Source organism: Streptomyces sp. ICC1, assembly GCF_003287935.1.
Taxonomy (GTDB): Bacteria; Actinomycetota; Actinomycetes; order Streptomycetales; family Streptomycetaceae; genus Streptomyces; species Streptomyces tritrimontium.
The window spans coordinates 1,539,981-1,563,527 of the sequence record NZ_CP030287.1 but is presented as its reverse complement, the minus strand read 5'-3'; the positions used below and the strand labels follow the sequence as shown (position 1 = coordinate 1,563,527).

Here is a 23,547-nt window from a genome sequence, read left to right as displayed (position 1 = left end):
GCTGACCGCGCCCCGGTGAAGGGCGGAGCAAACGGTGGAGATTTCGACGAGGGACGTCTTCGGGGCGCCGTGCTGGGTGAGCCTGATGGCACGTGACCTCGGCGCGGCGCAGCGGTTCTACGGTGCGGTCGTGGGCTGGCGGTTCCAGCCCGCGCGGCTCGGCGAGGCGTTCTCCGTGGCCGAGCTGGACGGGGCGGAGGTGGCCGGGATCGGGGCGCTGGCCGTGGATCTGGCGGTGCCGGTGGCGTGGACCCCGTACTTCGCCGTGGACGACGCCGATGTGGCGGCGGACCGGGTCCGGGAGCGCAGCGGCACGGTCGCGGTGGGCCCGTTCTCCTTCGAGTCGGGGGGCCGCGCGGCGCTGGTGGCGGACCGGGACGGGGCGGTCTTCGGGATCTGGGAGGGCCCGGTGACGGCGGGCTGGCGGGTGGGCAGCGGCCACGCGCCGGCCTGGCTGGAGCTGCGCACCCGCGACGCCTTCGAGTCGGCGATCTTCTACGGGGAGGTCCTGGAGTGGGCCACCGATCGCGACGGGTGCTGCGAGGTCTCCTACGAGGAGGACCGGGTGGTGCTGCGGCAGGGCGGGGAGCCGGTGGCCCGGCTGGACAGCGGGCCGGTGGAGCCGGGCTCGTACAGTCCGTACACGCGGCCCCGCTGGCACGTCCACTTCCGGGTTCCGGAGCTGGAGCCGGCGGTGGCGGCGGCGGTCGCCCTGGGCGGGCGGGCGGTCTCGGAACCGGGTGAGAGCGCGACCGAGCGGTGGGTGGCGCTGCGCGATCCGGACGGGGCGCTGTTCACGCTCACGGCGTTCCGGGCGGCCGACGGGTCCGGGTCCAGGTGAGGAGGTCGGCCGCGGACCAGGTGTTGACGATCCGGTCGGCCGGCACCCCGCATTCCAGGGCGCGTTCGCAGCCGGTGGTCTGCCAGTCGAGCTGGCCGGGGGCGTGGGCGTCGGTGTCGATCGCGAAGAAGGTGCCCGCGGCGACGGCGAGCCGCAGCAGCCGGCGCGGCGGGTCGAGCCGTTCGGGTCTGCTGTTGATCTCCACGGCGGCGCCGGAGTCGGCGCAGGCCGCGAAGACGGCCTCGGCGTCGAACTCCGACTCGGGGCGGGTCTTTCCCGTGACCAGCCGTCCGGTGCAGTGACCGAGGACGTCCAGGTGCGGGTTGCGGACGGCGTTGACCATCCGCCGGGTCATGGCGGGAGCGTCCATCCGGAGCTTGGAGTGGACGGAGCCGACCACCAGGTCCACCTCGGCCAGGAGTTCGGGCTCCTGGTCGAGGGAGCCGTCGGCGAGGATGTCGCACTCGATGCCGGTGAGCAGCCGGAACGGCGCCCAGGCCGTGTTCAGTTCGGCGACGGCCCGCAGCTGTTCGCGCAGGCGCTCGGGCGGGAGTCCGCGGGCGACCGTCAGGCGCGGCGAGTGGTCGGTGAGCACCGCCCAGTCGTGGCCGAGGGCCGCGGCGGCCCGGCCCATGGCCTCGATCGAGCCGGATCCGTCGGACCATTCCGAGTGCACGTGGCAGTCGCCGCGCAGGGCGGCGCGCAGCGCGCGGGCCTCCGGGCTCGGCGGCGGGCCCTCGGGGTGGGCGGCGGCCTTGTCCTCGAGCCGCTGGAGGTACTCGGGCACCTCGCCGGCGAGGGCCTCCCGGACGGCCTGGGCGGTCTTCGGGCCGATGCCCTTGACCGCTTCGAGCGTGCCGGCCGCGACCCGCTCGGCCACCTCGCGCTCCCCCATCCGTTCGAGGGCCGCGGCGGCGGTGCGGAAGGCCTGGATCCGGTAGGTCGGTTCTTGGGCGCGCTCCAGCAGGAAGGCGATGCGGTCCAGTGCCGCCTCCGGGTCCATCGAGCGCCTCGCTCCGTCCGACGGCGGGGAGGGGACCCGGGCCGTGGGGCCCGGGTCCCCTCCCCGCCTGGGTCAGGCTCCGTCGGCCGGGTCGGCCGCCGGGCGGTACTGCAGGGCCAGGCCCGCGAGGACGGCGCCGGTCGCGGCGCTCAGCACCGCGGTGACGCCCGCCCAGGCGACGGAGCCGGCGACCGCGCCGGCGAGCGGGTCGAACTCCACGGCGCCGCCCACCACGTGGAGTGCGGCGACGCCCAGCGCGACGATCGCGCCGGTCCGCCATGCCGCGGCCGTGTCGCGCACCGCCAGCAGTGCGCCGGCGGTCAGGCAGAGCAGCGTGACGGCGAGGGCGAGCAGCCCGCCGGGATCACCGGAGGCCAGGCCCGCGAGATCGCCGGGCACGTGCAGCGCGCCGCAGAGCAGCAGCGCGAACGCCACCGGCCAGCGCAGTACGCGGCCGAGCGCGCCGCCCGGGGGCCGGGCCCCCGCGGACCGGACTCCCGCGGCTCGTCCCGGAGCCGGGACCGGGTTCGGGACCGGGGCCGGGGCCGAGACCGGGCGGGCGGTGGCGCGCCCCGGGGGAGCCGGTGCGCGCACCGCCCCGCGCTCGGGGGCCCGTCCGTCGCCGGTGCCGAGGATGCTGACCAGCAGGGCCACGTCCTCGATGGGCCGGCCGAGGGCGGCGGCCCGCAGGGTGATGTCGGTTTCGACGACCTCGTGCGGGGGCTCTCCCAGCAGGGTGACCATCTCGCGGACTTCGTGGACGGGCCGGGACACGGCGGCCGCGCGCAGCGCCGTGTGTCCGGGGTTGGGCACCTGTCCGGACTCCTTGAGGAGGCTCACCAGTGCGGCGACCTCCTTGACCGGCCGGCCGGTGGCCGCGGTCTCCAGGACCGTGCGTATGGGCGCCGCCCCGGTCCCTTCCGCCCGCGCGGGCCCGGCCTCGCGGTCCCGGTCCGTGCCGGGGCCGTCGCCGGGGTCGGCGGCGGAGTCGGAGTCGGCGGCGGAGTCGGAGTCGGCGGCGGCGGGGCCGTCGTCGGGGCCGGCCGGCGGCCGGACTTCCGTGGTGTCGGGGAGCCCGCGCGGTTCTTCGTACTCCGTCGCGGCGAGCGTGATGGGGTCATTCATGGAAAGCTCCGTTCGCCGACGCGCGGGTCTACACATCGCGCGCCGGTCATCGTGCGTCATGGGAAGCGCACGCTTTGTTACATTCAGCGCCACCCCGCGGCGCTGCGCCATTCGGGGCGGGCAAACGGGGGTCCCCCGCGGTGCCGCGGGGGGTCCCGGCACCCGTCGTGGGCATGGTGGGGGCATGAAGGGTACGGAGTTGCTCGCCGACGCGTTCGGCCGGATCCACGGTGTGGTGCACGAGGCGGTCGAGGGGCTGGACGCGGAGCTGCTGGACGCGCGGATCGACCCCGGCGCCAACTCGGTCACCTGGCTCGTCTGGCACCTGGCCCGGATCCAGGACGACCACGTGGCGGACGCGGCGGGCTGGGAGCAGGTCTGGCACGCGCGGGGGTGGGACGAGCGGTTCGGCCTCGCGCTCCCGGCCGGGTCGACCGGGTACGGGCACACCGCCCGCCAGGCCGCCGCCGTGCGGGTGGCTTCCGGGGACCTGCTGCTGGGGTACTTCGACGCCGTCCACGCGCAGACCGGGCGGTTCCTGCGCGGGCTGGGCGCCGCCGATCTGGACCGGGTGGTGGACGAGCGGTGGGACCCGCCGGTGACCCTGGGGGTGCGCCTGGTCAGTGTGATCGGCGACGACCTCCAGCACGCGGGACAGGCGGCCTTCGTACGGGGCGTGCTGGAGCGGGGGCGCTGATGGCGTCCGGGACGGCGCTCCTGCTGGCCCTGCTCCTGCTGGCCGGCGGGCCCGCCGGCCGGCAGGCGGCCGACGCGCCGGGCGCCGACGGGCCGGGCGCCCGCGCGAGGGCCGCCCGCGCGACGGCCCACGGCGACGGCTTCCGGCCCGTGGTGGAGACCGACCGCGGCGCGGTGCGCGGGCGGGAGTCGGCCGGGGTCCGGACCTTCGAGGGCGTCCCGTACGCCGCCCCGCCCACCGGCCCGCTGCGCTGGCGGCCGCCGGAGCCGGCCGCGCGCTGGGCGGACGTACGGGACGCGGGCGCGCCCGGGGCCCGCTGCGTCCAGCTGCCGGCGGTGGGGCCGGGCGGACCGAGCGGCTCGGAGGACTGCCTGTTCCTCAACGTCACGGCGCCCGCCCCCGCGCGGGAGGGCGAAGGCGAGCAGCCCGGCCCGGGCGGCGAGCGGGCGCGCCGGCCGGTGATGGTGTGGTTCCACGGCGGCGGGTTCATGAACGGCGCCGGTGACCTGTACCGGCCGGGCCGACTGGCCGCGGCGGGCGGGGTCGTGGTCGTCACCGTCAACTACCGCCTCGGGATCTTCGGCCTCTTCGGGCATCCCGCGCTCGGCGGGGCCCCCGATCTCGCGCTCGCCGACCAGCAGGCGGCGCTGCACTGGGTGCGGGCCAACGCCGCCCGCTTCGGCGGCGATCCGGGAAGCGTCACCGTGTTCGGCGAGTCGGCGGGCGGCCTCAGCGTCTGCGCGCACCTCACCTCCCCGGCCTCGGCCGGCCTCTTCCACCGGGCGATCGCCCAGAGCGGCTCCTGCTCGCTCGTGGTCCCGCCGCGCTCGTTGCTCACCACCCTGGGCGCCTACGAGCCGTTCGTGCCGCAGGAGCGCACCGTGGCCGACGGGATCGCCGCGGCGGCCCGGCTCGGCTGCGGCCGGCCCTCGGACGAGGAGGTCCTGCGGTGCCTGCGCGGCCTGGCCCCCGAGGTCCTCGCGACGCCCGAGCTGATGCTGCGGTTCTCCGGCGTGTCCCACGGCAACGCGCTGCTGCCCGTCGAACCCCGACGGGCCCTGGAGCGCGGGGAGTTCCACCGGGTCCCGGTGGTGCAGGGCTCGACCCGCGACGAGATCCGGATCTTCCTCGGGCAGACGCTGGCCGCCTACCCGCTCCCCGACGCACAGGCCTACCGGGCCAGGCTGCGGGCCTCGTTCGGCGCGGCAGCCGGACGGATCGAGGCGGCCTATCCGGTGTCGGGCCACCCGACGCCCGCGCTGGCCTTCGCCGCCGTGCTCTCGGACGCCTCGTTCCTGTGCCCGCAGCTGCGGGACAGCCGGGCGCTGGCGCGGCACGTGCCGACGTACGACTACCGCTTCGACGACCGCGAGGCGCCCGACTTCACCGGGCTGCCGCCGGTGGCGGGCTTCCCCTACGGGGCCTCGCACGGCTTCGAGCTGCCCTATCTCTTCGACACCGGGCTGCCGTTGGCCGCGCCGCAGCGGGCACTGTCGGAGCGGATGATCCGCCACTGGACCCGGTTCGCGGAGACCGGGGATCCGAACCCGCCCGGTTCGGATCCCCGGTGGCCGCGCTCCCCCGCCGTACTGTCCCTCGCGCCGGGTCCGAGGGGGATCCGCACGGTGAACGCGGCGGCCGAGCACCACTGCGCCCTGTGGAACCGGATCGGATCCGGACGCCCGGGACCGTCACAGCACTAGTGGTTCTCGGTCGGCCGCAGATCGCGCGGGATCAGGGCCCACGTCGTCACGGCGGCCGCGACCGCGAGCGCTCCCGCCATCAGGAACGCCGGGGTGATCGCGAGGGTGTAGGCCTGCGACGCGGCGTCGAGCAGGTTCTGGCCGACCGTGCCGCCGAGCCGTTCGGCGGTGTGGGCGGCCTCGCCCACGGAGTCCCGTACGGCCGTCAGCGTGGTGGAGTCCAGGTCGAGGGCCGGGAGGTTGGCCCGGTAGAGCGCGGCGGCGGTGGAGCCGAGGATGGCGACGCCCATGGCGGAGCCCAGTTCGTAGCAGGTCTCCTCGATGGCCGCGGCGCTCGAGACCTCCTCGGCCGGGGCCGTGGAGATCAGGGTCACCGAGGCGACGGTGGTGGCGATGCCCGCGCCCAGGCCCATGACGCCGAGGGCGACGGCGAAGGCGGGGTAGCCGAGGCCGGTGAACTGCTGCAGGGTCCAGGGCAGGGCCATGCCCGCCGCGAGGATCACCAGGCCGCTGCCGAGCACGTGCCGGATCGCGAAGCGCTGCATGAGCGACGGGGCGATCATCGAGGCGCAGATCAGCGCGAGCGGGGCGGGCAGCAGGGAGAGCCCGGCTTCGAGCGGGGTGTAGCCCTGGCCGTACTGGAACCACTGGGTGACCAGGAACAGGATCGCGCCCATGCCCACCATGGGCAGGAAGATCGCGGTGGCGGCCACGCTGAAGGCGGGCTTGGCGAACAGCCGGACCTGGAGCAGCGGGTTGTCCAGGCGGAGCTGGCGGCGTACGAACACGGTCAGGCAGACGGCGGCGAGGGCGAGCAGGGCCCACGGCAGCGGGTCGGCGACGCCGCTCTTGCCGAGCTGCTTGATGCCGCCCGCGAGGGCGAGCATGCCGACGATCGACTGGCCGACGCCCCACCAGTCCCACGTGCCGGCGGAGCGCGGGGAGCGGGATTCGGGGAGGTAGCGCAGGCCGGCCGCGACGATGAGCGCGGCGACGGGCAGGTTGAGGAGGAAGGCGGAGTGCCAGCCGTAGTCCTGGACGAGCAGGCCTCCGACGACCGGGCCGAAGGCCATGCCGCCGCCGAAGACGGCGGCCCAGACGGCGAGCGCGAAGGCGCGTTCCTTGGCGTCGGTGAAGACGCTGCGCAGGATCGACAGGGTGGACGGCATGATCGCGGCGCCGCCGACGCCGAGGAGGGCGCGGGCCGCGATGACGTGCCAGGCCTCGGTGGAGAAGACGGCGATGAGCGAGGCGACGGCGAAGATGCCGAAGCCCGCCATCAGGAGCCGCTTGCGGCCCCAGCGGTCGCCGAGGGCGCCGGCGGTGACGAGCAGGCCGGAGAGGGCGAGCGCGTAGACGTCGATGATCCACAGCTGCTGGACGGCGCCCGGCTGGAGGTCGCCGACGAGCGAGGGGAACGCCACGTTGAGGATCGTGGTGTCCATCGAGATGAGCAGGAGGCTGCCGGAGAGGATCGCGAGCACGATCCAGCGGCGCGGATCCTGCGTGGGGGTGTGCATGGGGGTTCCGTTCACGGTGGTACGCGGGGGTGGTGGTACGGGTCCGGAGGCCGCTCAGGCGGCGGCGGACGGCCTGGTTCCGGTGAGGAAGGAGGCGAGGACCAGCCGGCCGATGTCGCGGCGGGCGAGGTGGCCGTCGCGGACGCCTTCGGCGGCGGCGTCGAGCAGTCCCCAGAGCGAGTACCAGATCCAGTACGCGGGCAGGTCGACGCGCAGCCGGCCGAGGCGCTGGCCGAGGCCGAGGAAGGCGAGGGCCCGCTGGTCCTGTCGCTGGATGCCGGCGCGGAAGGCGGGGTCGGCGAGCACGGTGGCGTCGCGCGAGGTGAATCCGTAGAGGTGCGCGGCGGGCAGCAGGCCGGTGACGAGCCGCTCCAGCGCGGCGTCGAAGGCGGCGCCGTCGGCGGTGTCGGGCAGGTCGGCGGGCGCGAGGCAGCCGTCGACCACGTCGATGGCCCGCACGGCGACGGCTTTGAGCAGCGCCTCGCGGGTGGCGTAGCGGCGGCTCAGCGTGGCCCGGCTGGTGCCGATGCCGGCGGCGATGTGCGTCATCGAGGCGCTGTGGTCGCCCGCGAGGACGCGTGCGGCGCCGTCCAGCAGCTCTTCTTCGTTCATCATGCGATCCTCCTTCGTATCAAACGATACAAATTTGTCTCACATGAAGCAAATCTGCGCCGCGGCGCGCTCGACGCTGAGGCATGATCGGCGACGCTGATCGAACTGATCGACTGGGGGCGCAGCGCCGAGGAGGACGGCGTCCTCGCGTTTCGGCTCGGTGGCAGCCTCGTTCTGCTGGAGTCGGCCGGGCCGCTGCCGGCGGGTGTCGTTCCCGGATGGGTGCGGGTGTGGTTCGAGCGGGAGCGGGTCGAGCTCCATCCGTACGACGTCTGACCGCCGGCCCGAGCCGGGCGGGTCAGTCCTGGGGTTCGGGTTCCGCGCCCGTGCGGGCGCGGGCGCCGGAGCGGGTGCGGCCGGGGGTCTGGGCCCGCTCCGGGTGGCGGCGGACGTACTCGCGCTCCAGCTCGCCCATCCGCTGGGTGTGGGTGACCAGCGCTTCTTCCGACCCGTGCAGCAGGGTTTCGTGGCGCGTGCGGTGAATGGCCTCGAGCTCCTTCATCAGGCGGCCCTCTTCCAGCCCGCTCGCCGACGGGCCGGCCTCGCGCGGCGCGTGCTCCGCCATGGCGGTCACCTCCTCCTCGGCCGGGCCGGGCCCCTCGCCCGGCCGTGCTCACTCCATCATCCCGAAAGGACGGGGAGCGGCCAGTCGGTAGACAGTGTCTACGCCCGGCCGCTAGATGTATTGACCCGCAGGGTTGTTGACTCGGCTGATGGGCGGGTGTCCGCCCAGTGCGGTGTGGCAGCGGTGGTGGTGGCCGTGGCGGCGGCCGTGCACGCGCTGGCCGGCGTACCGGCACACGGCTGGGCAGGGCGGCGGACGCTGGCCTGGCTGGCCGGGGCGGCGGCGCTCACGGCGCTGGCCGTGCGCTCCGAGCGGCGCTCGGCGCACCCGCTGGTGCCGCTGCCGGTGGCCCGCTCCCGTTCGGTGACGGCGTCGATGGCACTGCTGGCCCTGGTCTCCGGCGCGATGTTCGGGGCCCTCTTCTCGGCGAGCTTCGCGCTCCAGGGCGCGGGCGGCCTCGATCCGCTGGCGACCGGGCTGCGGGTGCTGCCCATGACCGCCGCCATGGTCGCCGGGTCGCCGCTGGCGGGGGCGGCGCTGCGCCGGTTCGGGGCGCGGGCGACGGCGGTCGCCGGAACGGGGCTCGTGGCGCTCGGGATCTCGGGCCTCGGTCCGGGGTGGGGTTTCGGCGTGCTCGGAGCGGGCTTCGCCGCGGTGATGGTGACGGCCACCGGGACGGTGGTCGGGGACGCGCCCGCCGGGCATGCCGGGGTGGTGGGCGGGCTCAAGCCGACGGCGATGAACGTGGGGCCGGCCTTCGGCATCGCGGTGGCCGCGGGGACCGCCGGGGCCTCGACCGCGGCGCTGGCCGCGCTGGCCGCGCTGGCCGCCGTGGGGCTGCTGCCGGCGTCGCGGCTGCCGGGCCGCGGCCGCGGGCGGCGTCCCGTCCCCGTCATCGCGGGGACGGGAACGGGTGCCGACCCGTCGGCGCCGCATCCCCACGGACAGGCGGCCCGGTCACAGCACTAGTGCTGTGGCCGGGAAGGTTTGCCGGGTCGCGGTGTTCGGTGCGGTGCCTCTCCCCCAGCTACCGCCGGGAGGGGCCCCCGGGCGGAGGACCACGCCTCGTACTGGACGTACCGGTGTGGTCCGACAACGCGGCGAGGTGCCGTGCCGGGCGCCGCGACCCGGTGAACCCTTCCGGTCACAGCACTAGCGTGCGTCGAGCTTGGCGATCACCTGGTCGCGCAGGATCTCGTACTCGGTGCGCAGGCGGCGCATCTCGCTCTCCGGAGGGCGGGGGACGACGACGCCCTCGGTGATCTTCTCCTCCGGGCCGAACTGATCGCGGGTGAGGTCGATCTCGATGCCCAGGCCCAGGCGGTTCCACCAGTGGTAGTCCACGCGCTCGCCGTCGACGAGGACCTCGCCGCGGACCAGCTCGCCGCCCAGCAGGTCGTGGAGGACGAGGGCGGTCACCCCGCACTGGTCACGGGCCGGGTTCTCCCGGGTCCAGCGGTCGCGGTACTCGGGGGTGCACGTCTGCGCGCTCCAGCTGCTGCGGACGGCCCGGTCTATGTCGGTCAGGAGTAAAGGTGTCATGGCGCCCATCCTCGCAACCGGCACCGACAAAGATCCATCCCCCGGCCGGCCCGGTTCAGCCGGACTCCGGCCCGGCGGCGAGGAGTTCGCCGATGACGTGGCGGGCGTTGCCCGCCATGACCGGGTTGGTCTCGCGGTAGTAGGCCAGTTCGGCGAGCGAGACCGACAGGGCCCAGCCGCGCCCGCGCGTCCAGGTCGCGCCGTCGGCGGCGAGGGCGGTCCGGAAGGCGGGCCGGGCGGTCGCGGGGAGCACGTACCAGGCCGCGAGGAGGTCGACGGCGGGGTCGCCGAGGCCCGCGCAGCCGAAGTCGATCACGGCGGCGAGGCGGTCGTCGGCCAGCAGCATGTTGCCCGGCTGCAGGTCCGCGTGGATCCAGACCGGCGGGCCGGGAGGCAGCGGGGCCCGCAGGGCCTCCTCCCACAGGGCGGTCGCCGCCGCGGCGTCGACGTCTCCGCTCGCGCCCAGGGCCGCGATCGAGGCGCGGGTGTCGGCGTCGCGTTCCGCCAGGGTCTCGCTGCGGTAGGAGGCCGGCGCGTCCACCGGGTCGGCGCGGTGCAGGGCCGTGACGAACTCCGCGAGGTCCGCTGCCAGCAGGTCCGGTGCGGCGATCTTCCCGGCCACCGGGATCTCGCCGGGGAGCCAGCCGTAGACGGACCAGGGCCACGGGTAGCCCTCGGCGGGCCGGCCCGCGCCCAGCGGGACGGGGACGGCGGCCGGAAGCACCGGGGCGAGCCGCCGCAGCCAGATCCGCTCCGCGCGGACATCGGCGGCGGAGCCCGTCGTGCGCGGGAGGCGTACGACCATGTCCTCGCCCAGCCGGTACATGGCGTTCGAGGTGCCGGCCGAGTCGACCCGCTCGACGGGAAGCGACGCCCACCGCGGGAACTGCCCGGCGATCAGGCGGATCACGAGGGACGTGTCGATGTCCGGTTCGTCGGCGTGCATCTTCCGGGGTACGGGCGCCTGCGGTGTCGGCGTCCGGGATGTCGGCGTCCGGGATGTCGGTGTGCCTGCGGGCATGGGCGGGTTCCCTGGGGTCTGAGGGGCGAGGTCTCCAAAGTATCCGCTGGTCACGGGCGTTGGGGAAGGGCGAGCCCGGCCCGGCGGGATGCCGGGCCGGGCTCGGTGGGGGGTGTCGGGCGGTGCGAGGGTGTCGGGGTGTCAGGGGGTGAAGGTCCAGCGCTGGGCCGCGGTGGCGGCGCAGGCGACGCGGGTCAGCTTGGTGCCGTTGGCGGAGGCGGAGCCGGCCGGGGTCAGGCACTGGCCGGCGTTGCGCAGGCTGCCGTCCGGACCGGTCTGCCAGCTCTGGCCGGAGCTGCCGTCGCAGGTCCGGACGGCGACGGCCGAGGCGGTCGCGGCGTCCAGGCAGACTCCGCTCAGCCCGGTCAGGCGGCCGTCGCCCTGCAGGGTCCAGCGCTGGTTCGGGCCGCCGTGGCAGCTGTAGAGGGTGGGCTGGGTGCCCGGGGTGGTGGCGCTTCCCGGGAGGTCCAGGCAGGTGGCCGAGGCCCCGTTGACCAGGGTCGCGGCGGCCGGGAGCGGGGTGGGGCGGCCGGTGAGGGTGATCTCGGCGGCACTGGTCCACGGGCCGCGGCCGCCCGCCTCGGTCAGTGACTTGAGCCGGAGGTAGCGGCCCGTCTTCGCCGCCAGGGAGACGGACTTGAGAGCCGAGCTGTCGGCGAAGGCGCCGGTCGCCACCGGGGACCCCCAGTCGGTGGTGGTGTCCGAGACGTACACCTCGTAGCCGCCGATCCGGCCGTTGGCCCCGCCGTCCTGGCGGGGCAGGTAGCCGAGGCCGTCCACCGTGTAGCGGGCGCCGAGGTCGATCTGGATCTCGTGCGGCAGGGCCGCCGGGGTCCCCGCCGACCAGGCGGTGTGCCAGATGGTTCCCGTGTTGCCGTCGAAGGCGTTGCGGGCGGCGCCGTTCTCCCCGCCGGTCTCCTGGCTGTCGGCGGAGACCACGGTCCAGCCCGACTGCGGGACGGGGCTGGAGGTGGCCGGGACGGGATCGGCCGCCGGGACGGAGGTGCCGGTGGCCGAGACGCTGAACGCGCCCGCCTTCGTACCCGTCTTGGTCCACAGGATGCCGCCGCGGTCGGCCGCGTCGAAGAACCAGCCCGTCGCCGCCGCATCGTAGGCGGCCTTGCTGGTCAGCCGGGTGAGCGCCGTGCCGTCCACCGTGAGCGCGCCGGGGGCGGTGGCCACGTGGAGGGTGAACTCGTAGCCGCGCGAGGCGGGTTTGCCGGCGTAGCTGCCGGTCGGGGCGGAAACGGACACGGTGACGTCGCCGGAGCCGGAGGCGGGCGCGGTGACGTCGACCTGCTGGCGGGCGAAGGCGCCCGACTGGTGGGCGCGGGTGATGCCGTCGTCCTCGTAGAGGCTGAAGGAGGAGTTGGCGCGCGGGTGGATGTCGTAGGTGAGGGTGGAGACGGACTTCTCCCCCGTGTAGTTCATCTGCGGCCACATCGGGACGATCGCGCCGCCCTTGACGAAGAGGGGCAGGGTGTCGAGGGGCGCCTGGTAGCCGTTGAGCCAGCCCGGTCCGGCGTACGTCTTGCCGGTCCAGTAGTCCGTCCAGGTGCCGGCGGGCAGGTAGATGCCGTCCCGTACGGAGGTGTCGGAGACGACGGGCGCGACGAGGAGGGAATCGCCTGCCATGAACTGGCCGCTGGTCAGGTTGGAGCGGGCCACCGGGTCACCGGGGTACTCCAGGACCATCGCGCGGGTGCTCGGGACGCCGGTCTCGTGCGCGGTCCGGCTCATCGTGTACAGGTACGGCATCAGCCGCATCTTCAGCTGGAGGTACTTGCGGTTGATGGAGAGGTACGGCTCCGCGAACCGCCAGGGCTGCTTGTCCTGGTAGCCGGCCGTCGGGCCGGTCGCGCCCCAGCCCGACATGGTCATGAAGGCCGGGGTGAAGGCCTTCCACTGGAGGTCGCGGACGTAGGTCTTCGGACTGCCGGCGAAGATGCCGTCGATGTCGCCGGAGGCGTAGTTGAGGCCGGAGAGGCCGGCCCCCGTGATGGCCGGGACGTGCCAGCGCATGTCGTCCCAGGTGCCGTTGGTGTCGCCGGTCCAGACGACGGCGTTGCGCTGGGTGCCGGCCCAGCCGTCGACGGTCCAGACGTAGCGGCGGGCGTCGGAGTTCTTCTCGATGCCGTCGACGGCCTGCTGCACTCCGTTGAACGCCGTCTTGTAGCCGCCGCCGATCCAGGCCACGTCGGTCTTCACCCCTCGGGACCCGGCGGTGCCCACCTCCTCGTTGATCGAGCCGAGGCCCGTCGAGGTCCACAGTCCGGTCTGGAAGCCCTTGGCCTTGAGCGCGTCGACCGTGGACTTCAGGGGCGCCGTGTAGCCGCAGCCGTAGCCGTCGTTGGGCAGGAACCAGCCCGAGGGCATGTCGGCGGCGCGGGCGTCGGTGGCGTAGCCGACGACGTCCGGGGTGGTCTGGTGGCGGAGCCGGTTGTGGTCGCCCTGGTAGTCCGGGTTGGAGGCGTTGAAGCAGTCGGCGTTGCCCAGCTCGAAGCCCCACGCCGGGGCCATGAAGGGTTTGCCGCTGACGTCGGTGTAGGCGTCGAGGACGGACTTCAGGGAGTCGCCGGTGAAGTACCAGGCGTCGAAGCGGTTCTCGTTGTGGGTGAGGGTGGCCGGCGCGTTGAACCCGTACGAGCCCGGGGCCCAGGTGTTGCGCATCACGCCGTAGCCGTTGGTGGACATGTAGAAGGGCGCGGGGCTGGCGTTGTTGTTCTCGCGCCACTTGTTGTCCACGGCGATCGGGACGGTCTTGCCGCGCAGCGCCCATTCGCCCAGGCGCAGGCCGGTTCCGTAGAACTGCTCGTCGGCGCCGCGCGCGAGGTACTGGGTGGTCTGGCCGCCGGTCCAGGAGGTGGGCTGGGCCTCCTGCCAGACGGGGGTGGAGTTGTCGGCCCGGTAGACGGAGAACTGCAGCGGTGTCTTGTTGACCCGGATGGACAGGGATCCGGTGGTGATCCGGTAGTAGGCGCCCGCGTCGGTCCAACCGGTGCTCACGGAGCCGAAGTCGGTGGTGGTGGCGAGGTCCTTGCCGGCCGGGTCGTTGGTGAAGGCGCCGTCGGGCGAGAGCCAGAGCCGGAAGATGTCGGCGCGGGCGACGACGACGCGGGCCTTGGCGCCGCTGGACGTGGTGGCGGTGAAGGTGTTCCCGGACTGGGTGAAGCCGGTGACGTTGCCCGCGGTGGACGCGGCGGCGGCGCCCGTGCCGGTGGCCGTGCCGGTGGCCGTGCCGGCGGCCGCGGCCGGTGAGGCGATCGGTCCGGCGGCGGCCAGGCCGGCCGCGGCGAGGGCGGCGGCGAGCAGCGCGGCCGCCGGGCCGCGCCGCCGCCGTGGGCTCCTGCGGATGCTGATGAGTCTCATGGGGGCGGCTCCTCGTGCGGTCCGGATCGCGGACACACCTTTTGGCATGCACCGGGCAACATAGCGCCCTGGAGGCCCCGTTTGAAGGAAGTTGCTCGAAATGGCTTGTCAACAAGCATCTTTGAACATCCATCAGCGGGCGGATCAGCAGGCGGAGTCGACGAGCGCCTCCATGACGGACGGGTCCAGCGCCGGGTTCGCCGCCGCGTACCGGGCCAGCTCCGTGTCCTCCAGCAGCTCCGCGATCCGGCGCGCGGGCAGGTTCGGATGCCGCGCCAGAGCGGCGCGGACCGCCGGATCCGGATCGCGGGTGAGCCGCTCGACGAGATCCGGGTCCGCCTCGGGATCCCGCGCCGCCAGGGCCCGTACGGCCGGGTCCTCGTGCCCGGCGTGGGCGGCCAGGCCCGCGGTCGGGAAGCGCGGGCGGGTGAGCAGGTCGGCGCGGTCGGAGCCGGTGTACTCCAGGAAGCAGGCCAGCAGCAGGGCGGCGGGCGCCTCGGGATGGTTCTGCGCGAGGCTCACCCGTACGGCGAGGTCCGGGTCGGCGGCGAGCAGCGCGACGAGGTCCGGCGGCAGGTGGTGCTCGGACGCCGCGCGGCGGCGCAGCACGGGGTGGCCGGAGAGGGCGTTGCGGCGGACGGCGGCGAGGTCCCTCGGCTCGGGCGGCGCGGGCCAGAAGCCGAACGAGTCGCCTTCGGGCACGGTGTAGTCGATCGCCGCGCGCTCGGCCTCGGTGAGCGCGGGGTGGACGGACACGGCGAGGCGGACCTCGGGATCGGGGTCCGCGGCCAGCGCCGCCCGCTCGGCGGGACCGAGGGCGGGGTGGCGGGCGATGCGCTCGCGGACGTGCGGGTCCGGATCGCCGGCCAGCAGGACCACCACGTCGGGCGGCAGGCCGGGGTTGGACGCGATCATGGCCCGGTCGTCCTTGCCCACCGGGGCGGTGAGGACGGAGTCGATGACGGCGCGGCTCAGGGCACGGTTCATGAGCAGGTGGCTGCGGCCGTGGCACGAGCGGTCCGGGAGCTCCCGCTCGACCCAGCCCGGGTCCCTGTGCGACACCTCGAGGAGGGCGCTCTCGCGCACCTGCGGGTCGGGGTCGTCGAGCAGCGCGGCCCGTACCTCGTCCGACAGTACGGACCACGAGCCCACACCGACCCCGCGAAGCACGGCCTCCGGGTGGGTCGGCATGCTGCGGCGGAGCCCTCTGGACGACTGCCGGTAGAGGCCCCCCAGGAGGTCGTTCTCGTACGTGGTGAACATGTGGACGACGGTCTCGTCCGGCAGGGGCCTGGGCCATCGCTCCACATGGGGGGCGGGCCCCTCGGCGAGGTGCGCCCGCACCAGCCACTCGGGGTCGTCCACCAGCCGGGCCCGCTGCGCGGGATCGGCGTGCGGGCTGGAGGCGAAGACGGCGCGCGCCCGTCGGTCGGGGTGGGAGACCAGCGCGTCGACGACCGGTTCCGGCAGGTCCCGGTCGCCGCACAGCGCCATGCGCGCGGCCGGCGGCCCGTCGGCGAGGATCCGCAGCAGCAGGCGGTCCGGCAGGGCCGGGTTCACCGCCAGGCCCGCCAGCCGCAGCTCCGCCGGGGTCGCTTCGTTCCAGATCTTGTCGCGTATCCACATCCGGCCGAGGCTACGCGGTGGGTGGTGGGCAGCGGACGGTGGGCCGCGGGCGGTGGGCCGCGGCCGGTGCCTCAGCCGAAGCGGACCGGGAGGTACTTGACGCCGTTGATGAAGTCCGAGCGCAGCCGCCGGACTTCGCCGGTGAGGGTGACGTCCGGGTGGCGGCGCAGGAGCTCGCGGACGAGGGCCTTGATCTGGGTGCGGGCGAGGCCGGCGCCGAGGCAGAAGTGGGGGCCGCCGCCGCCGAAGGTGACGTGGTCGTTCGGGGTGCGGCGGATGTCGAAGGCGAAGGGGTCGGCGAAGACCTCCTCGTCGCGGTTGGCGGAGGTGTAGTAGGTGACCACCTTCTGGCCCGCGGCGATGGGCTGTCCGCGCAGGACGGTGTCGCGCGTCGCGGTGCGCCGGAAGTTGTGGATCGAGCCGCCCCAGCGCAGGAACTCCTCGGTCGCCGAGGTCCACAGGGCCTCGTCCCCGGGGGCCGCGGCCAGTTCCGCGCGGGCGGCCGGGTGCTCGATCAGGGCGAGCAGGGTGTGGGAGAGCAGGTTGCGGGTGGTCTCGTTGCCCGCGACGCACAGCAGGACGAAGAACATGTTGATCTCGTCCTCCGTCAGCCGTTCCCCGCCGACCTCGGCGTGGACCAGCGCCGAGAGGATGTCCTCGCGGGGGCGGGCCCTCCGCTCGGCGGCCAGCGCGTCGCAGTAGGCGTAGATCTCGGCGGCCGCGAGGTCGCTGTCGTGCTTGCCCGCCGAGAGCTCCGGGTCCTGGCTGCCGGCCATCCGGTTGCTCCACTCGAAGATCAGCCGCTCGTCGCCCTCCGGTACGCCGACCATCTCGCAGATCGTCTGGATCGGCAGCCAGGAGGCGACCTCGTCGACGAAGTCCATGTCCTTGCCCGGGGCGACCGCGCTCTCCACCAGGGCCACCGCCCGCTCCTGGATCCGGGCCGCGAGCCTTCGTACGACCCGGGGCGTGAATCCCGCGCTGACCAGGTTCCGGTACCGGGAGTGCCGCGGTGCGTCCATGCCGAGCAGGACCAGGCGCAGGGTCTCCAGGGATTCGGGGGCCTGGTCGCGGATCATGAACGAGCCCAGTTCGGTGGACCACAGCTCGGGGTCGCGGCTGACGGCCTTGACGTCGGCGTGGCGGGTGACGGCGAAGAAGCCGTCGTGGCGGCCCGGCACCTCGTGCCAGTGCACGGGATCCTCGCGGCGCAGCCGGGTGAACTGCGCGTGCGGGACCTCGCGGGCCCAGGTGTCCTCGAGCAGGTCTGTCTCACCATGGATGGGCACGGAACGGTTCCCTTCGTTCGAGGTTCGAGTCAGCCGAGTCCGAGGAGGGTGGCGAGCGCTTCGACGACGAGGGCGTCGGGTACGCCCCCGGGTTCGAGGCGGTGCTGCATGGACAGCCCGAGCAGGAGGCCGAGGACCAGGGCGCCGGTCTCCTGCGGCGGGCGGGTGAGGGGTGTGCCGGTGGCCTCGGCCCAGTCGGCGAGCCCCTCGCCGAGCTGGGCCCGGATCTCGGCGTAGCGCTGCGCGAGGCGGCCGCCGATGAGCGGGCCGCGGGCGGCGTGCAGCCACAGCTCCGTCTCCAGCAGCAGCCAGGAGTCGCCGTGTTCGGGGTGCGGGCGGGTCAGACTCCCCCACATCGCCGAGAAGTGCACGGCGGGATCGGCGGGGTCGCCCGCCGCGATCTCGGCGGCCAGCTCCCGCGCGGTGCGCTCCTTCCAGACCTCGAGCAGCGCGAGCAGCAGCCCCTCCTTGCCCCCGAAGTGGCTGTACAGGGCGCCCGTGGTGCGGCCGGCCGCCTCGGCGACGGCCTCGGCGGACACCGCGTGGAACCCCTTGCGGGCGAAGAGCGCGGCGGCCGCGTCGATGAGCCGCGAGCGGGTCTCGGACTTGCGCTGCGCCTGGGGGGTGCGGGATGCCTGCGGAGTGCGGGATGCCTGCGGAGTGCCGGGGAGGTGCGGGGTGCGCTCGGGTGTCACCGGGCCTCCGGAGCTCCTGGACGTTATATCGGGGTGCCGATATAACGTGCGCCTCCGCTGACGAACTGTCAATCGTCGTGCACCGGTCCGGTCGGCGGATCCACACGACCTGCCGTTTGCCCTTTTCGTACCCTTTAGTGGTGAACCGCGCCTTTCCGTACGCGCTCTTCCCCGCCGGCGGGCCGAACCGGCCGCCTCGGACCAGAGCTCGGGAGTCTGCACGATGAACCACGGAACGCGCCGCAAGCCGTCCCGGCGGAGGTGGATCGGGGGCGTGGTCGCGCTGGTGGCCGCCGCGGCGGTGGCGGCGGGGGCTCTGACGTACTTCGACGTATTCTCGGACACCGGCGACACCGGCGACACCGTGCACCTCGACGAGCCGCGCGCCCTGCCGCGGGACGGGGGCGGCGGCCGGGGTCGGGCTCAAGTCGGTGCTCCAGAAGCCCGACGCGTTCCGCGCCGTGATCGCCGGCGGGCCGGACATCCGGCCCGACTCACGGCTGTGGAACGGCCACCCGCAGGAGAAGGCGCAGAACAGCCCGCCCGAGCTCGCGCAGAAGCTGATCGACCGGAAGGGTCCCGAGGTCGACCTCGCCTTCCAGGTCGGCACCAAGGGCAGCGACGTCCAGAACCGGCCGCCGATCGAGAAGTTCGTCAAGGACTACACCAAGGGCCCCGTCAAGACGATGCTCCACATCGACGAGGGCGGCGGCCACGACGCCTACACCTACGTCCCGGGCATGTACGACGGCGGGCTCATCCAGTGGATCAGCAAGCTCATGCGCGGACCCGTCCCGAGCCCCTGAGCACCTGGACGCCGGCGGGCACCGCGGAAGCCGCACGGGCTGCGGAAGCCGCACGGGCCGCACGGGCCGGGGGCGCGGTGACCGCCAGGACGGGCGCCGCCGGGGAGGTGTGCCGGTGGCCGCAGGGGTCGAAGACCAGGTCCACCGGCTCCCCCGGGCGCTGACGCCAGGAGATGCGCTCCGGGGCCGCTTCGCACACCGGGCAGCGGGGCAGCGGGCTCGGCTCCGGCAGGTGCTCGGGGGCGGCCGCCAGCTGCGTGGAGTGCGGATCGCGCATGGAGACTCCCTGGTCGTACGGTTGGGCTGATCGCACTGTGCCATGGACAGGCCCCTGTCCGCACGGGTGAATCCTCCAGTGTTCTGGCTGGTCAGAGGTGTATGCCCAAAAACTTCCCCCCTCTCACCCCGGACCTTCGGCCCGACGCGCCGGTGCGCGAAGGCCCATGACGGATCCTTCGCGCACCGGCGCCCGCACACCTGCGGACGCGACGACCGGCTCGGCGGCTCACGCCAGCTTGTCCACCTCGGGGTGGTCCGCCAGCCAGGCCCGCACGGCCTCCTGCTCCTTGCCCTTGCCGGCCTCCTGGATCTTGGCCTCCAGTCCGGTCAGCTGGGCCTCGGTCATCTTGAACGAGCGCAGCCACTGGGCGATCTTCGGCTCGTCGGCGGCGAAGCCCTTGCGGGCGATGCTGTGGATGCCGTCGCCCGTGCCCCACGCGCCCTCGGGGTCCGCCAGCTTCGTCAGCTCGTAGGAGGCGTACGCCCAGTGCGGCGACCAGAGCACGACGGCGACGGGCTCCTTCTTCTCGTAGGCGCGCTTGAGCTCGGCGAGCATGCCCGGGGTCGAGCCGTCGACGACCTTGTACTCGCCGTCGAGCCCGTACTGCGGCAGCACCTTGTCCTTGAGCAGGCCCATCGCGCCCGCGCTGGGCTCGATGCCGATGATTCGGCCCTTGAACTGCGAGCCCTTGCCCTTCAGGTCCGCGAGGGTCTTGACGTCCTTCACGTAGGAGGGGACCGCCAGCTCGATGGAGGTGGGCCCGTACCAGGAGCCGAGGTCGTCGAGCTTGTTCCCGTACTTCTTCCAGTACTCGGCCTGCGTGACGGGCAGCCAGGAGTCGGTCTGGAAGTCGATCTGGCCGCCCGCGAGCCCGGTGAAGAGCGCGCCGAGCTCCAGCTGGCGGGCGTCGACCTTGTAGCCGCGGCGCTCCAGGAGCTCCTTCCACAGGTAGGTCGAGGCGATGCCCTCGTCCCACGGGATGTAGCCGATGCTGACCTGGCGGCCCTTGCCGATGTTCTTGACCCCGGCCCCGCCGGAGGCGTTGACCTCGGACTTCCCCGCGTCGCCGAAGACGCCGAGGCCGCCCGCGACCAGGGAAAGCACGACGGCCGCGGCGACCGCAAAGACGGGCTGCGGCCGGTGGCCCCACACCTTGGCCCTGCCGGTGGCCGCGGAGCGCGCCTTGGCGAGGGCGCGGCGGCCCAGCGGGGAGACCTGGCGGCCGAGCGCCCCGGTCATCCGGTCCAGGTACATGGCGAGGATGACGATGGAGATGCCCGCCTCGAAGCCGAGGCCGATGTCGACGCTGCCGATGGCGCGGTAGACGGCGCCGCCGAGGCCGCCGCCGCCGACCATGCCGGCGATGACGACCATGGACAGGCCGAGCATGATGACCTGGTTGACGCCCGCCATGATGGTGGGCAGGGCCAGCGGGAGCTGGACCCGTACGAGGGTGTCGCGCGGGGTGGTGCCGAAGGCGTCGGCGGCTTCGACGAGTTCGGCGTCGACCTGGCGGATGCCGAGCTCGGTCATCCGCACGCCGGGGGCCAGCGAGAAGATGATGGTGGCGATGATGCCGGGCACCACGCCCACCCCGAAGAAGATGATGCCGGGGATGAGGTAGACCATCGCCGGCATGGTCTGCATGAAGTCCAGGACGGGCTTGAGGACCGCGCTGACCCGGTCGGAGCGCGAGGCCCAGATTCCCAGCGGGATCGCGATGACCAGGGTGACCAGGGTGGCGACCACGACCAGTGCGAGCGTGGACATGGCGTCGGGCCACAGGCCGACGGAGTCGACGAGCGCGAAGCCCGCGAAGGCGAGCAGCGCGGCGAGCAGGCCGCGCAGCCACCACGCGGCGACGGCGAGGACGCCTGCCAGCAGCAGCGGGTTCGGCGCGGACAGGACGGCTTCGATGCCGTCGTACAGCCCGGTGACGACGGAGCTGATGGCGTCGAACAGCCAGGACAGGTGGCTCTGCAGGAAGTCGACACCGCTGTCGACCCAGGCGCCGAGGTGCAGGCGGGGCATCACGCGGCCACCTCCGCGCAGCGCAGCGGTGCGCGTCGCTCGTCGCCGATGAAGGCGACGAGGCGACCCTGATCGACGGAGCCGACGACGGCGCCGGCCGCGTCGGTGACGGCGACGGGGTGCGGGACGCGGGCGCTGACGGCGCACAGGTCGGCGAGCGGGGTGTCGGCGGCGACGGTCGGGCAGTCGCAGGCCGCCAGGTCCGCGGCGGCGTCCGTCATGACGGCGTCGGCGGTGAGCACGCGCGAGCGGTCCACGTCCTGGATGAAGGAGGCGACGTAGTCGTCGGCGGGGCGGGTGAGGATGTCCTCGGCCGTGCCCTGCTGGACGATGCGGCCGTCGCGCATGACGGCGATGGAGTCGCCGAGCCGCATGGCCTCGTTGAGGTCGTGCGTGATGAACACGATGGTCTTGCCGAGGCTCTGCTGGAGTTCGAGCAGCTGGTCCTGCATGTCGCGGCGGATCAGCGGGTCGAGCGCGCTGAACGACTCGTCCATCAGCAGCAGATCGGCGTCGGTGGCCAGCGCGCGGGCGAGGCCCACGCGCTGCTGCATGCCGCCGGAGAGCTCGTCGGGCCAGGAGTTCTCCCAGCCGCCGAGCCCGCACAGGGCGAGCGCCTCGGCGGCCCGCCGTTCGCGCTCGGCCCGGGGGACGCCCTGGACCTCCAGTCCGTATCCGGCGTTCTCCAGGACACTGCGGTGGGGGAACAGCGCGAAGTGCTGGAAGACCATGCTGATCTTGGTGGACCGCACGCGGCGCAGCTCGCGCGCGGAGAGCGCGGTGAGGTCCTCGCCGTCGAAGAGGATGCGTCCGGCGGTGGGCTCCAGGAGCCCGTTGAGCATGCGCAGCAGCGTGGACTTGCCGGAACCCGACAGGCCCATGACGACGAAGATCTGGCCGGGCTCGACGCGGAACGAGGCGTCGATGACCGCGGCCGTCGTCCCTTCCGCGCGCAGGGCCTCGCGGTCGGTGGCGCCGCTCTCCAGCTCGCGGACCGCCTTCGCGACGGCAGTGCCGTTCTCGGGTCCCCTGCCGAAGACCTTGTACACGTGCTCGGCTATGAGCGTGGACACATACACCTCACGGGTCGTACCGGGAACGGCCCACCGGCATGACTGCGACCGGCGGGCCGTGGAGCGCGACGGGATCCACCCGTCTCCCGCGCCCCGGCCGCTGTGGGCCGGCGGACGGGTCCGCTCCAGCAGCGCTACTGCCCCGCCTTAACCGGTGCAAACGGTGAAGTGAGTCATGTCACCTACGGTACGTCGGCGCCCGCGCCCTCGGCTGCGCCCTGCGCGGCGGGTTCCGCTTGCTGCGGGGCCACGGCTTCGCCCAGCTCCGGGTCGGCCAGCATGGAGGCGCGCAAATGCGCGAGCACCCGGGTCAGGAGGCGCGAGACCTGCATCTGCGAGATGCCGAGGGCGGTGCCGATCTGGGCCTGGGTGAGCTCCTCGCCGAAGCGCATCGACAGCATGCGGCGCTCGCGGTCGGTGAGCCGTTCCAGCAGCGGCGCCAGGGTCTGGATGTCCTCGACGTGCTCCAGTGCGGGCTCTTCGGCCCCCATGGTCTCGGCGAGGCTGTGGCCTTCGGTGCGGCCGTCCGCGCGCTCGGCCTGCGGGGCGTCGAGGGAGCCGCTGGTGTGGCCGTTGGCGGCGACGAGGCCCTCGATGACCTCTTCTTCCGTCAGGGAGAGGTGTGCGGCGAGGTCCGCGACCGTCGGCGGGCGGCCGACCAGGGCCGTCAGCTCCTCCTTGGCCTTGGCGAGGTCGATGCGCAGCTCCTGGAGCCGGCGCGGGACGCGGACCGCCCAAGTGGTGTCGCGGAAGTGCCGTTTGATCTCGCCGGTGATGTACGGCATGGCGAGGGAGGAGAACTCGATCTCGCGGGCCGGGTCGAACCGGTCGATGGCCTTGATCAGGCCGATGGTGCCGACCTGGACGAGGTCTTCGAGGTCGCCGCCGTCGCCGCGGCTGCGGAAGGGGCGGACGGCGAACTGGACGAGCGAGGCGTTCATCTCGACGAGCGTGTGACGTACGTAACGGTGTTCGGGGGTGCCTTCCGCGAGCTCGCGGAGCCGGCGGAAGAACAGTCTCGACAGCTCGCGTGCGTCCGCCGGGGCCACCTCGCGCGGTTCGGCGATCCGGGGCAGGGGGACGGCGGCGGCCGGGCAGGGCCGGGCCGAGACGGGGCCGGCGGTATGGGAGAACGGGGCGGGCATCGGCATGGGGTCGCTCCTTGGGCTGGTCGGCTTGCGGTGCGTGACCTTGATGGGCGTACACCTTAGCCGGTTCCGCATCCCCTTCCGCCAGCCCTCCGTCCGCACCCCGGCCGGCCCGGGCCCGGCCGCGCGGTGCGGCCGGGACCCGTTTCGTTTGCACATCGGACCTTCGATCAAAGGCCCGCGGCCGTGGGCGGTGAGCGCGTCGAGCCAGGGCCCGCCCTCCCGGTACGCGGCGATGTGCCCGGCGACGGAGAGCACCGCCGGGGAGGACAGACCGTCCGCGTCCTTGAGCCGCGTCAGATGGCGCGCGCAGGAGTCGGCGTCGCCGAAGATCCCGCAACTGCCGGTCAGCGCAGGGACGTTGAAGGACTTGGAGGCCGAGGTGACGATCGCCCAGCGGCCGGACTCTGTGCTCCAGGCGGCCGCGCAGGGCGGCGAGCACCTCGGAGGCGGTCTCGAAGTCCATGTCGGAGATGGTGAAGGGGAGCAGGCCGGGGACCCCGAAGCGGTCCTCGACGCAGTCCCACTGGGTGCACCAGGTGCCGTGCCGGTCGACGGGGGCGTCGAAGTCGCGGGCGGCGTGGGAGAGGTCCATCGCTCA

The 23,547-nt window shown here is 73.9% G+C and carries 19 protein-coding genes and 2 pseudogenes; 5 read left to right on the top strand and 16 right to left on the bottom strand.

Annotated features, from left to right (window positions below; all coding sequences use genetic code 11):
• Positions 1 to 85: 85 nt before the first annotated feature.
• Entirely contained in the window at positions 86 to 841 is a 756-nt protein-coding gene (locus DRB96_RS07260; RefSeq protein ID WP_112453267.1) for a VOC family protein, read from the top strand.
• On the opposite strand, the gene DRB96_RS07255 is transcribed toward DRB96_RS07260, so the two are convergent.
• A complete protein-coding gene (locus tag DRB96_RS07255) occupies positions 801 to 1,844 on the bottom strand; it encodes a PHP domain-containing protein (protein ID WP_112447678.1) in 1,044 nt (347 codons plus the stop codon). The genes DRB96_RS07260 and DRB96_RS07255 overlap by 41 nt on opposite strands.
• Before the next feature lie 72 nt (positions 1,845 to 1,916).
• Entirely contained in the window at positions 1,917 to 2,969 is a 1,053-nt protein-coding gene (locus DRB96_RS07250; RefSeq protein WP_162688571.1) for a hypothetical protein, read from the bottom strand.
• 184 nt (positions 2,970 to 3,153) lie between these two features.
• Here DRB96_RS07250 and DRB96_RS07240 point away from each other — a divergent pair, with 184 nt between their 5' ends.
• Positions 3,154 to 3,666 (top strand): DinB family protein, encoded by a 513-nt coding sequence (locus DRB96_RS07240; protein WP_112447675.1) that lies wholly within the window; start codon positions 3,154 to 3,156, stop codon positions 3,664 to 3,666.
• Positions 3,666 to 5,369 carry a carboxylesterase family protein gene (locus DRB96_RS07235; protein ID WP_112447674.1) on the top strand — a complete coding sequence of 568 codons (1,704 nt, stop codon included), beginning with the start codon at positions 3,666 to 3,668 and terminating at the stop codon, positions 5,367 to 5,369. The genes DRB96_RS07240 and DRB96_RS07235 overlap by 1 nt, the downstream gene beginning before the upstream one ends.
• Here DRB96_RS07235 and DRB96_RS07230 read toward each other — a convergent pair.
• From DRB96_RS07230 to DRB96_RS07220, 3 genes are all read right to left on the bottom strand, one after another.
• Positions 5,366 to 6,889: an MFS transporter gene (locus DRB96_RS07230; RefSeq protein ID WP_112447673.1), complete on the bottom strand. Its 1,524-nt coding sequence runs from the start codon at positions 6,887 to 6,889 to the stop codon at positions 5,366 to 5,368. The genes DRB96_RS07235 and DRB96_RS07230 overlap by 4 nt on opposite strands.
• A 54-nt stretch (positions 6,890 to 6,943) precedes the next feature.
• On the bottom strand, positions 6,944 to 7,504 hold the full coding sequence (locus DRB96_RS07225) for a TetR/AcrR family transcriptional regulator (RefSeq protein ID WP_112447672.1): 561 nt from the start codon (positions 7,502 to 7,504) through the stop codon (positions 6,944 to 6,946).
• 295 nt (positions 7,505 to 7,799) lie between these two features.
• The gene (locus tag DRB96_RS07220; protein ID WP_112453266.1) at positions 7,800 to 8,066 is read right to left on the bottom strand and encodes a DUF6158 family protein; all 267 of its coding nucleotides are present in this window, start codon (positions 8,064 to 8,066) and stop codon (positions 7,800 to 7,802) included.
• A 192-nt stretch (positions 8,067 to 8,258) separates the two neighbouring features.
• Here DRB96_RS07220 and DRB96_RS07215 point away from each other — a divergent pair.
• Positions 8,259 to 9,035, top strand: a pseudogene (locus DRB96_RS07215) (MFS transporter); the annotation flags it as partial.
• A gap of 183 nt (positions 9,036 to 9,218) precedes the next feature.
• Here DRB96_RS07215 and DRB96_RS07210 read toward each other — a convergent pair.
• The 6 genes from DRB96_RS07210 to DRB96_RS42725 all read right to left on the bottom strand — a co-directional run bounded on the left by DRB96_RS07210 (position 9,219) and on the right by DRB96_RS42725 (position 17,608).
• Positions 9,219 to 9,608 (bottom strand): hypothetical protein, encoded by a 390-nt coding sequence (locus DRB96_RS07210; protein WP_112447670.1) that lies wholly within the window; start codon positions 9,606 to 9,608, stop codon positions 9,219 to 9,221.
• 55 nt (positions 9,609 to 9,663) lie between these two features.
• Positions 9,664 to 10,554 (bottom strand): aminoglycoside phosphotransferase family protein, encoded by an 891-nt coding sequence (locus DRB96_RS07205; RefSeq protein ID WP_112447669.1) that lies wholly within the window; start codon positions 10,552 to 10,554, stop codon positions 9,664 to 9,666.
• Positions 10,555 to 10,770: 216 nt separating this feature from the next.
• Positions 10,771 to 13,998 carry a TIM-barrel domain-containing protein gene (locus DRB96_RS07200; protein ID WP_112447668.1) on the bottom strand — a complete coding sequence of 1,076 codons (3,228 nt, stop codon included), beginning with the start codon at positions 13,996 to 13,998 and terminating at the stop codon, positions 10,771 to 10,773.
• Positions 13,999 to 14,142: 144 nt separating this feature from the next.
• A complete protein-coding gene (locus tag DRB96_RS07195; RefSeq protein ID WP_112447667.1) occupies positions 14,143 to 15,624 on the bottom strand; it encodes a hypothetical protein in 1,482 nt (493 codons plus the stop codon).
• Positions 15,625 to 15,695: 71 nt separating this feature from the next.
• Positions 15,696 to 16,913 (bottom strand): cytochrome P450, encoded by a 1,218-nt coding sequence (locus DRB96_RS07190; protein ID WP_204357665.1) that lies wholly within the window; start codon positions 16,911 to 16,913, stop codon positions 15,696 to 15,698.
• A 29-nt stretch (positions 16,914 to 16,942) separates the two neighbouring features.
• Positions 16,943 to 17,608: a TetR/AcrR family transcriptional regulator gene (locus DRB96_RS42725; RefSeq protein WP_162688570.1), complete on the bottom strand. Its 666-nt coding sequence runs from the start codon at positions 17,606 to 17,608 to the stop codon at positions 16,943 to 16,945.
• 431 nt (positions 17,609 to 18,039) lie between these two features.
• Here DRB96_RS42725 and DRB96_RS07180 point away from each other — a divergent pair, with 431 nt between their 5' ends.
• On the top strand, positions 18,040 to 18,414 hold the full coding sequence (locus DRB96_RS07180) for a hypothetical protein (protein WP_112447665.1): 375 nt from the start codon (positions 18,040 to 18,042) through the stop codon (positions 18,412 to 18,414).
• Here the strand turns inward: DRB96_RS07180 and DRB96_RS07175 are convergent.
• The 5 genes and pseudogenes from DRB96_RS07175 to DRB96_RS44375 all read right to left on the bottom strand — a co-directional run.
• Positions 18,386 to 18,691: a hypothetical protein gene (locus DRB96_RS07175; protein ID WP_112447664.1), complete on the bottom strand. Its 306-nt coding sequence runs from the start codon at positions 18,689 to 18,691 to the stop codon at positions 18,386 to 18,388. The genes DRB96_RS07180 and DRB96_RS07175 overlap by 29 nt on opposite strands.
• Positions 18,692 to 18,919: 228 nt before the next feature.
• Positions 18,920 to 20,725, bottom strand: a complete 1,806-nt coding sequence (locus DRB96_RS07170; protein WP_112447663.1) for a glycine betaine ABC transporter substrate-binding protein — start codon at positions 20,723 to 20,725, stop codon at positions 18,920 to 18,922.
• Entirely contained in the window at positions 20,725 to 21,798 is a 1,074-nt protein-coding gene (locus DRB96_RS07165; protein ID WP_112447662.1) for a betaine/proline/choline family ABC transporter ATP-binding protein, read from the bottom strand. The genes DRB96_RS07170 and DRB96_RS07165 overlap by 1 nt, the downstream gene beginning before the upstream one ends.
• A 182-nt stretch (positions 21,799 to 21,980) precedes the next feature.
• Positions 21,981 to 22,943: a SigB/SigF/SigG family RNA polymerase sigma factor gene (locus DRB96_RS07160; protein ID WP_239516781.1), complete on the bottom strand. Its 963-nt coding sequence runs from the start codon at positions 22,941 to 22,943 to the stop codon at positions 21,981 to 21,983.
• Between the two features lie 189 nt (positions 22,944 to 23,132).
• A pseudogene (locus DRB96_RS44375) lies at positions 23,133 to 23,541 on the bottom strand (hypothetical protein); the annotation flags it as partial.
• Between the last annotated feature and the right edge of the window lie 6 nt (positions 23,542 to 23,547).

What these genes read in the sequence shown, in the direction of transcription:
- DRB96_RS07260 (WP_112453267.1), top strand. Translation starts at nt 86, where the DNA reads ATGGCACGTGACCTCGGCGCGGCGCAGCGGTTCTACGGTGCGGTCGTG.
- DRB96_RS07255 (WP_112447678.1), bottom strand. Translation starts at nt 1,844, where the DNA reads ATGGACCCGGAGGCGGCACTGGACCGCATCGCCTTCCTGCTGGAGCGC.
- DRB96_RS07250 (WP_162688571.1), bottom strand. Translation starts at nt 2,969, where the DNA reads ATGAATGACCCCATCACGCTCGCCGCGACGGAGTACGAAGAACCGCGC.
- DRB96_RS07240 (WP_112447675.1), top strand. Translation starts at nt 3,154, where the DNA reads ATGAAGGGTACGGAGTTGCTCGCCGACGCGTTCGGCCGGATCCACGGT.
- DRB96_RS07235 (WP_112447674.1), top strand. Translation starts at nt 3,666, where the DNA reads ATGGCGTCCGGGACGGCGCTCCTGCTGGCCCTGCTCCTGCTGGCCGGC.
- DRB96_RS07230 (WP_112447673.1), bottom strand. Translation starts at nt 6,889, where the DNA reads ATGCACACCCCCACGCAGGATCCGCGCCGCTGGATCGTGCTCGCGATC.
- DRB96_RS07225 (WP_112447672.1), bottom strand. Translation starts at nt 7,504, where the DNA reads ATGATGAACGAAGAAGAGCTGCTGGACGGCGCCGCACGCGTCCTCGCG.
- DRB96_RS07220 (WP_112453266.1), bottom strand. Translation starts at nt 8,066, where the DNA reads ATGGCGGAGCACGCGCCGCGCGAGGCCGGCCCGTCGGCGAGCGGGCTG.
- DRB96_RS07210 (WP_112447670.1), bottom strand. Translation starts at nt 9,608, where the DNA reads ATGACACCTTTACTCCTGACCGACATAGACCGGGCCGTCCGCAGCAGC.
- DRB96_RS07205 (WP_112447669.1), bottom strand. Translation starts at nt 10,554, where the DNA reads ATGCACGCCGACGAACCGGACATCGACACGTCCCTCGTGATCCGCCTG.
- DRB96_RS07200 (WP_112447668.1), bottom strand. Translation starts at nt 13,998, where the DNA reads ATGAGACTCATCAGCATCCGCAGGAGCCCACGGCGGCGGCGCGGCCCG.
- DRB96_RS07195 (WP_112447667.1), bottom strand. Translation starts at nt 15,624, where the DNA reads ATGTGGATACGCGACAAGATCTGGAACGAAGCGACCCCGGCGGAGCTG.
- DRB96_RS07175 (WP_112447664.1), bottom strand. Translation starts at nt 18,691, where the DNA reads ATGCGCGATCCGCACTCCACGCAGCTGGCGGCCGCCCCCGAGCACCTG.
- DRB96_RS07170 (WP_112447663.1), bottom strand. Translation starts at nt 20,725, where the DNA reads ATGCCCCGCCTGCACCTCGGCGCCTGGGTCGACAGCGGTGTCGACTTC.
- DRB96_RS07160 (WP_239516781.1), bottom strand. Translation starts at nt 22,943, where the DNA reads ATGCCCGCCCCGTTCTCCCATACCGCCGGCCCCGTCTCGGCCCGGCCC.